General features: G+C 70.4%; 7 protein-coding genes. 4 read left to right on the top strand and 3 right to left on the bottom strand.

What is annotated here, in order from left to right; all coding sequences use genetic code 11:
* Positions 1–66 precede the first annotated feature (66 nt).
* Positions 67–930: a L,D-transpeptidase family protein gene (locus ACFWBT_RS39785; RefSeq protein ID WP_385708787.1), complete on the bottom strand. Its 864-nt coding sequence runs from the start codon at positions 928–930 to the stop codon at positions 67–69.
* 265 nt (positions 931–1,195) lie between these two features.
* Between ACFWBT_RS39785 and ACFWBT_RS39780 the strand changes: the two genes are divergently transcribed.
* The 3 genes from ACFWBT_RS39780 to leuE all read left to right on the top strand — a co-directional run bounded on the left by ACFWBT_RS39780 (position 1,196) and on the right by leuE (position 4,149).
* On the top strand, positions 1,196–2,776 hold the full coding sequence (locus ACFWBT_RS39780; RefSeq protein ID WP_385708784.1) for a methylmalonyl-CoA mutase: 1,581 nt from the start codon (positions 1,196–1,198) through the stop codon (positions 2,774–2,776).
* Between the two features lie 92 nt (positions 2,777–2,868).
* Positions 2,869–3,447 (top strand): Uma2 family endonuclease, encoded by a 579-nt coding sequence (locus ACFWBT_RS39775; RefSeq protein WP_385708781.1) that lies wholly within the window; start codon positions 2,869–2,871, stop codon positions 3,445–3,447.
* Positions 3,448–3,498: 51 nt separating this feature from the next.
* Positions 3,499–4,149 carry a leucine efflux protein LeuE gene (gene leuE, locus ACFWBT_RS39770; protein ID WP_385708778.1) on the top strand — a complete coding sequence of 217 codons (651 nt, stop codon included), beginning with the start codon at positions 3,499–3,501 and terminating at the stop codon, positions 4,147–4,149.
* 28 nt (positions 4,150–4,177) lie between these two features.
* Here the strand turns inward: leuE and ACFWBT_RS39765 are convergent, their stop codons facing one another.
* Positions 4,178–5,635 (bottom strand): FAD-dependent oxidoreductase, encoded by a 1,458-nt coding sequence (locus ACFWBT_RS39765; RefSeq protein ID WP_385708775.1) that lies wholly within the window; start codon positions 5,633–5,635, stop codon positions 4,178–4,180.
* A 38-nt stretch (positions 5,636–5,673) separates the two neighbouring features.
* Here ACFWBT_RS39765 and ACFWBT_RS39760 point away from each other — a divergent pair, with 38 nt between their 5' ends.
* A complete protein-coding gene (locus ACFWBT_RS39760; RefSeq protein WP_385708772.1) occupies positions 5,674–6,333 on the top strand; it encodes a TetR/AcrR family transcriptional regulator C-terminal domain-containing protein in 660 nt (219 codons plus the stop codon).
* On the opposite strand, the gene ACFWBT_RS39755 is transcribed toward ACFWBT_RS39760, so the two are convergent.
* Positions 6,318–7,457, bottom strand: coding sequence for an acyltransferase family protein (locus ACFWBT_RS39755; RefSeq protein WP_385708790.1), 1,140 nt, complete (start codon positions 7,455–7,457; stop codon positions 6,318–6,320). The two genes, ACFWBT_RS39760 and ACFWBT_RS39755, sit on opposite strands and share 16 nt — an antisense overlap.
* Positions 7,458–7,720: the final 263 nt, after the last annotated feature.

Here is a 7,720-nt window from a genome sequence, read left to right as displayed (position 1 = left end):
GGACACGTTCCCCCGGTCCCGCCCGCGCCCCACTCTTCCCCTCCCCCGTCTCCGCGCAGGGGCCCGTCACCAGTAGACGACGACCTTGTCGCCCGTCCGGACCTGCGCGAACAGCGCCGAGACCTTCCCCTCGTCCCGCACGTTGACGCAGCCGTGCGACGCGCCGTAGTAGCCGCGGGCCGCGAAGTCGGGGGAGTAGTGGACCGCTTGGCCGCCGCTGAAGAACATCGCGTACGGCATCGACGTGTCGTAGATGGTCGACACATGGTGGCGCGACTTGAAGTAGACGGTGAACACACCTTCGCGGGTCGGCGTGTATTGCGAGCCGAACCGCACGTCCATCTGCGAGACCGTTTTCCCGTCGATCATCCAACGCAGCGTGCGACTCGTCTTGCTGACGCACAGGACCCGGCCCGTCAGACAGCGCGGGTCGGGCTTCGCGGCCGGCTGCCCGCCGTACGGGTACAGCTCCCAGGCGGCCGGCTCGTGCGTCATCTTCCGCAGCCGCTGCCAGGTGACGGCGTCCAGTTCACCGGTGCGCGGCAGGCCCCGCTTGCCCTGGAACCCCTTCACCGCCGCGACCGTCCGGGCGTCGTACGTCCCCGTCGGCGGGGTGATCAGCCAGGCGACCTGGTGCAGCCGGGCCTGCGCCTTGCGGACGTCGTCGCCCCGGTCGCCGCGGGACCAGAGGACCTTGGCGGGGACGGGAGTCGGCGTGTCGGCCTTCCCCGTCGGGGTGGCGGCGGGCCTTTCGTCCTCGCCCTTCGAGGGACCGCCCGGTTTGTCGTCCTTCCCCGTCGTGGCGGGGGCCGGGCCGAGCGAACCGGCGATCCGTACCGGCGGCGCCGTCTTTCCCTGCGCGTCCACGGCCTGCGCCGTGCAGCCGCTCACCGCGGCGAGCGCCGCGAGCGCGGCCAGCGATCTCTTCATGCCACTCGTACGCATCCGGACCCCTGTTCCACCCGTTCCTGTCGTGCACATCGGCTCCCCGTGCCGCCGTCGTGTCACCTGAGATGCTCCCCGCGGGTGACCGGTTGCGAACCAGGCGGCATGGTGGAAGGGAACCATGAAACGGGTCCGTGATCCGGTCCCTGAGCGCGGTCTCGGCGCGGGTCCCTCCACCGGGTGCACCTCGGCCGCTACAGTCCGCCCAGGTCGATTCCTGTCATCGGGCGGCTTCACGGGAGGCACAGCAATGACGCGCGAATCCGAGTCCGGACTGCCCATCGAACCGGTCTACGGCCCCGAGTCCCTGGACGGCTGGGACCCGGCCGAGAAGCTGGGCGCGCCGGGCGCGTACCCCTTCACCCGCGGTGTCTACCCGTCGATGTACACGGGCCGTCCGTGGACGATGCGGCAGTACGCCGGTTTCGGCACGGCCGCCGAGTCCAACGCCCGCTACAAGCAGCTGATCGCGAACGGCACGATGGGTCTGTCGGTCGCCTTCGACCTGCCCACCCAGATGGGCCACGACTCGGACGCCTCCCTCGCGCACGGCGAGGTCGGCAAGGTCGGCGTGGCGATCGACTCGATCGACGACATGCGCGTCCTGTTCGGCGGGATCCCGCTGGACAAGGTCTCCACCTCGATGACGATCAACGCGCCCGCCGCGCTGCTGCTGCTGATGTACCAGCTCGTCGGCGAGGAACAGGGCGTCCCGGCGGACCGGTTGACGGGCACCATCCAGAACGACGTGCTCAAGGAGTACATCGCGCGCGGGACGTACATCTTCCCGCCCAAGCCGTCCCTGCGCCTGATCGCGGACATCTTCAAGTACTGCCGGACCGAGATCCCGAAGTGGAACACGATCTCGATCTCGGGCTACCACATGGCCGAGGCGGGGGCGTCTCCCGCGCAGGAGATCGCGTTCACCCTGGCCGACGGCATCGAGTACGTCCGTACGGCGGTCGCGGCGGGCATGGACGTCGACGACTTCGCTCCCCGCCTCTCCTTCTTCTTCGTCGCCCGTACGACGATCCTGGAGGAGGTCGCCAAGTTCCGTGCCGCACGCCGGATCTGGGCCCGGGTGATGAGGGAAGAGTTCGGCGCGAAGAACCCCAAGTCGCTGATGCTGCGGTTCCACACCCAGACGGCGGGTGTCCAGCTGACGGCGCAGCAGCCGGAGGTGAACCTGGTCCGCGTCGCGGTCCAGGGCCTCGGCGCCGTCCTCGGCGGCACGCAGTCGCTGCACACCAACTCCTTCGACGAGGCCATCGCGCTGCCCACCGACAAGTCCGCGCGCCTCGCCCTGCGCACCCAGCAGGTGCTGGCCTACGAGACGGACGTGACGGCGACGGTCGATCCCTTCGCCGGCTCGTACGTCATCGAGAGCATGACCGACGACGTCGAGGCGGCGGCCGTCGATCTCATGACGCGGGTCGAGGACCTGGGCGGCGCGGTCGGGGCGATCGAGCACGGCTTCCAGAAGGGCGAGATCGAGCGCTCCGCGTATCGCGTGGCCCAGGAGACCGACTCCGGCGAGCGCGTGGTCGTCGGCGTCAACCGCTTCCAGCTCGACGCGGAGGAGCCGTACGAACCGCTGCGCGTCGACCCGGCCATCGAGGCACAGCAGGCCGAACGCCTCGCCCGGCTCCGCACCGAGCGCGACCAGCCCGCCGTCGACGCCGCCCTCGCCGCCCTCAAGAAGGCCGCCGAGGGCACGGACAACGTCCTCCACCCCATGAAGGACGCCCTGCGCGCCCGCGCGACGGTCGGCGAGGTCTGCAACGCGCTCCGCGAGATCTGGGGGACGTACGTGCCGTCGGATGCCTTCTGACCTGGGCGATTCCTTCGTACGGGCGAACGGAAGCGGAAGCCGCGCGCCCCCGGTTACGCTCATGAAGAGTGACCCCTGCAAAGGAGGATGCCGTGGCCGTACTGCAACACGAGCTGACGTTGAGCGAAGCCGCCGACCTGCTCTCCCGTGCACTGCCTGGGCACCGCGTGGAGATTCTCCAGGGGAGGCTCACCGCGACACCACCGCCGGACGGCTCGCACGCGCTGTCGCTGACCAAGCTGGGTAGGGCTTTCGACCGGGCCGGGGTCGTGGAGGCGGGGCTCGAGTACGTCCAGGGCGTCGGCCTCTGGCTGCCCACGCTGCCCGCCGACTTCGCGATCCCCGACTTCTCCGTCGTCGACGAGGACTTCCGGGACGCCCTCGTCCAGAAGAACTGCTACGCCCCGAACGTCTTCCGCCTGGTCGTCGAGGTCACCTCGTCGAACTGGTCCGACGACCTCGGCCCCAAGGTCGAGTGCTACGCGGAGGCCGGTGTCCCCGTCTACATCGTGGCCGACCGCAAGCACGACGAGGTCCTGCTGTACCGGGACCCGGCCAACGGCAAGTACGCGGCGCCCGAGCGCTACCAGCGGGGCCAGAGCGTCCCGGTCCCCGAATCCGTCGGCGTCGTTCTCGACCTCTCCGTGGACACGCTCCTCGACGGTGACTGACCTGCGAGACACCTCTGCCCGCTGTCGTGGCCGCGTGCGACACTCGCTCTCATGCTTGGTGTCATCGATCTCCCCACCTATCTCGCGGGTCTTGTCCTGATCGTCCTCCTGCCGGGACCGAACTCGCTGTACGTGCTGTCCGTCGCCGCCCGCAAGGGCGTCCGTACGGGCTATACCGCCGCCGCGGGTGTGTGGTGCGGGGACACCGTGCTGATGACACTGTCGGCGGCCGGTGTGGCGTCGCTGCTCCAGGCGAACGCGGTGCTGTTCAGCATCGTGAAGTACGCCGGTGCGGGATATCTGACCTGGCTGGCGGTCGGGATGCTGCGGGCCGCGTGGGCGATGTGGCGGGCCCGGCGCGAGCCGGCCGTGCAGAGCGCGGAGACCGAGGCGGAGGCCGGGGAGCGGCCCTTCCGGCGAGCGCTGGTGATCAGCCTGTTCAACCCGAAGGCGATCCTGTTCTTCGTCGCCTTCTTCGTTCAGTTCGTCGACCCCGGGTATGCCTACCCGGCCCTCTCCTTCGTCGTGCTCGGCGCCTTCGCCCAGCTCGCGAGCTTCCTCTATCTGACCGCGCTGATCTTCAGCGGTACGCGGCTGTCCGCGGCCTTCCGCCGGCGCAAGCGCCTCTCCGCGGGAGCCACGACCGCCGCCGGTGCTCTCTTCCTCGGCTTCGCGGTCAAGCTCACGCTCGCCAGCGCCTAGAGCGGACAGGCTTCCGCGGCGGTCCGGGTCAGCCGACGGTCAGACCCGCCCGGGTCGCGTACTCCGGCAGATCCCGCGTGCCGGTGCCCGCCCATCCCACGTAGCCGTCGGGGCGGACGAGGAAGACCCCGGTCCCGTACCTCTCGCACGACCCGATCCGCACGGTGCGGACACCGGGGAGCGCCGGTGCTTCCGCGTCCGCGCCGACCGTGAGCAGCGTCCAGTGCGGTCCCCGGAACGCGTCGAAGAGGCGTACGCCGTCCGCGGTTCCGTCGGGGGCGCGGTCGCCCGCGCGCAGGGACTCGTCCGGCAGGTCCGTACGGGTCTCCACCGCGAGCGAGGAGTCGCGGTAGCCGAGCCCGAGCTGGCGGGTCGCCCCGCCGCGGCGGACTTCGCCGCGGTGGACCCGGGTGGACAGACCGAGCATGTCGGCGGCGACGGGGAGCCGTTCCTCCTCGTAGGTGTCGAGCAGGGACTCGGGAGCCTCGCCGCGCAGTACCGCGCCGAGCTTCCAGCCCAGGTTGTAGGCGTCCTGGACGCTGGTGTTGAGCCCCTGGCCACCGGCAGGGGAGTGGATGTGCGCCGCGTCCCCGGCCAGGAAGACCCGCCCGGCGCGGAAGCGGTCCGCCAGCGCCGCGCGCGGCCGGAAGTCCGAGGCCCAGCGCACCTCGGTCACGGCCTCGGGCGCGAGGTGGGAGCGCGCGGCGACGGTCCCGCGGATGCCGTCGAGGGACAGGTCGACGTCCGTGCCCTCCGGGAACTGCGCCACGACCTGGAAGTCCTCCGTACCGGCCAGCGGGCAGATCGCCAGGAAGCCGCCGGTGTCCTCGCGCGGCGGGAAGACATGCCAGTTGTCGCGGTCCAGCCCGCTGATCCGTACGTCCGCCACCAGCATCGGGTCCGGGTCGACGGTCTCTCCGGTCATGCCGATCCCGAGCGCGCGCCGCACCGCGGAGCGGCCACCGTCGGCGGCGACGACGTACCGCGCGCGGACCGGCGCGCCGGAGGCGAACTCCACGGTCACCCCGTTCCCGTCCTGGGTGACCGCGACGACCTCGCGGCCGAAGGCGACCCGGCCCCCGAGCTCCTCCAGCCGAGCGAAGAGGATCTCCTGCGTACGCCACTGCGGCACCATCCACGGTGCGTTGTACGGCGAGTCGTCCGTCGGCTCGGCCGGGTCGAACATCTGGTGCTCGCCCACGCGCTCGCCGTCCTGCCAGATCATCCCGACCGGGTAGTCGCCGCCCGCCGCGCGGATCGCGTCGAGGACACCGAGGTCGTCGAAGACCTCCATCGTGCGCGGCTGGATCCCCTTGCCGCGTGAGCCGGGGAACAGCGCGTCGGCCCGCTCCACCACGAGGGCGTCCACCCCGCGCCGGGCGAGATCGGCGCCGAGGGCGAGGCCGGTCGGGCCCGCGCCGACGACGAGTACGTCCACGTCCACGTTCACGTCCACAGTCATCTCCTTAACGCCGTTAAGTTCCATGCCGCGAGCATGCCCTTAACGGCGTTAAACTGTCAAGCGTGGTTACCCAGAGACCCCAGCGATCCCCCAAGCTGGACAAGAAGCAGGTCGTCGAGACCGCCCTGCGGCTGCTCAACGAGACGGGCCTCGACGGCCTCACCCTCCGGGCCATCGCCAGGGAGCTGAACGTCCAGGCGCCCGCGCTCTACTGGCATTTCAAGAACAAGCAGGAACTGCTCGACGAGATGGCCACGGAGATGTACCGCCGGATGGTCGAGGACGCCGCGGCGGCGCCGGGCGCCGGCTGGCGGGAGCGGCTGCTCGCCGCCAACCGCGGACTGCGCGCCGCCCTGCTGAGCTACCGCGACGGTGCGAAGGTCTTCAGCGGTTCACGCTTCACGGGAACCCTGCACGCGGTCGAGATGGAGCGGATGCTGCGGCTCTTCACCGAGTCGGGATTCACCCTCACCCAGGCGGTCCGCGCGACGTCCACGACGTACCTCTACACGATCGGCTTCGTCACCGAGGAGCAGGGCGTCCAGCCTCTGCCGGGCGAGCGCCGCGAGGGCTACGACCTGGACGAACGCGCCCGCCGCATGGCCGACTTCCCTCTGTCGGCCGCGGCGGGCGCGGAGATCTTCGGCGACTACGAACGGCACTTCGAGGAAGGCCTGCACCTGGTCGTCGCGGGCATCGAGGCGCGTTACGGCATCGGCTGAGCCGCTGTCACCGGGGTCGGCTGCGGGCGCGGCTTCGCCAGCGCCGTGCGCAGCTTCGGAGTGAGCCGGTTCTCCACGTACCGGTTGAGCAGCCAGGCCAGGAGCAGCATGGTGGCGACCGTGGCCAGGAACGTGCCGTACGAGGGGATGTGCAGGGTCTGGTGGTAGGCCTTGATGGCGACCCAGCCCAGGTGTTCGTGAACCAGGTAGAACGGGTACGTCAGCGCGCCCGCGACCGTCAGCCAGCGCCAGTTCGCCCAGTTCAGCCAGCCCAGCGCGATGGCGGCCACGGCGACATAGCCGAAGGTGACGACGAGCATGATGCCGAGGGCCGAGCGGTCGGAGAAGAACTCCGGGTTCGGTGCGTGCCACAGGCGCTGGACCGCGTAGTGCTGGCCGATCAGCCAGCTCACCCCGACGATGCCCCAGGCGTACGCGTCACGCCGGTCGCGGTGGACGAGGTAGAGGCCGACGCCGCCGATGAAGTACGGGGCGTACTCCGGCATCAGGACCATGTTCAGGAGCGGCTCGTTCACGCCCTGCGCGATGGCCGCGGCCAGGGTCCAGCCCGCGCAGAACAGGATCACGCGCCGCCGGTTCGCCCCCGGCAGCACGATGCACAGCGCGAAGAGGGCGTAGAAGCGGACCTCCGCCCACAGGGTCCAGCACACGCCGAGCACCCGGTCGACGCCCAGCGGCTGCTGGAGCATGGTGAGGTTGAGCAGCGCGTCGCTCGGCGAGACCGCCTTGTACGTGACGGCGGGCAGGGCGAACACCGCCGTCACGATGATGATCGCGGCCCAGTACGCGGGCAGCAGGCGGGAGGCGCGGGAGGCGAAGAAGGAGCGCAGCGGACGGCCCCAGCCGCTCATGCAGATGACGAAGCCGCTGATCACGAAGAAGACCTGCACGCCCAGGCAGCCGTAGGCGAACAGCTGGTGCAGCGTGGGGAACTGGTGCTTCGGCGAGCTGCCCCAGGCCCGCACGACTTCGCCGTCCCGGCCGCCGTAGTGATACCCCGCCACCATGAGGGCCGCGACGAGCCGCAGCCCGTCCAGGGCGCGCAGCCGGTTCTCCCGGCGTGCCACGGGCCGGGGCGGGGGAGAGGTCTCGGCAGGACGCAGGACGGTACGGACCACGGTGCCGGTTGACGTCCCGCGGGTCTCCTCGGGCGTGTCGATCACAGGGTTCCCCTCAATGGGACTCAGCTGGCCCACAGCACGTTAGTCCGATAGTCGGGGATGCTTACGGCCTGGCGAGGCTGGTTCTTCGTCTCGCCCACGGGAGTTCATCTGTGTGATGCCCTCGCGTTGAAGACTCTTCCGAATCGTGACAAATCGCCCTCGGTCGTGACGGCCCGAAAAGGGGGCGGGGCCCGGTCGTGTTC

This window comes from Streptomyces sp. NPDC060027 (genome assembly GCF_042737005.1).
Classification (GTDB): domain Bacteria; phylum Actinomycetota; class Actinomycetes; order Streptomycetales; family Streptomycetaceae; genus Streptomyces.
The sequence above is the reverse complement of the archived record's forward strand: the minus strand, read 5'-3'. Positions and strand labels throughout refer to the sequence as shown.

Excerpts from the sequence above, each read along its gene's own strand:
- ACFWBT_RS39780 (WP_385708784.1), top strand. The coding sequence starts at position 1,196 with ATGACGCGCGAATCCGAGTCCGGACTGCCCATCGAACCGGTCTACGGC.
- leuE (WP_385708778.1), top strand. The coding sequence starts at position 3,499 with ATGCTTGGTGTCATCGATCTCCCCACCTATCTCGCGGGTCTTGTCCTG.
- ACFWBT_RS39765 (WP_385708775.1), bottom strand. The coding sequence starts at position 5,635 with ATGGAACTTAACGGCGTTAAGGAGATGACTGTGGACGTGAACGTGGAC.
- ACFWBT_RS39785 (WP_385708787.1), bottom strand. The coding sequence starts at position 930 with ATGAAGAGATCGCTGGCCGCGCTCGCGGCGCTCGCCGCGGTGAGCGGC.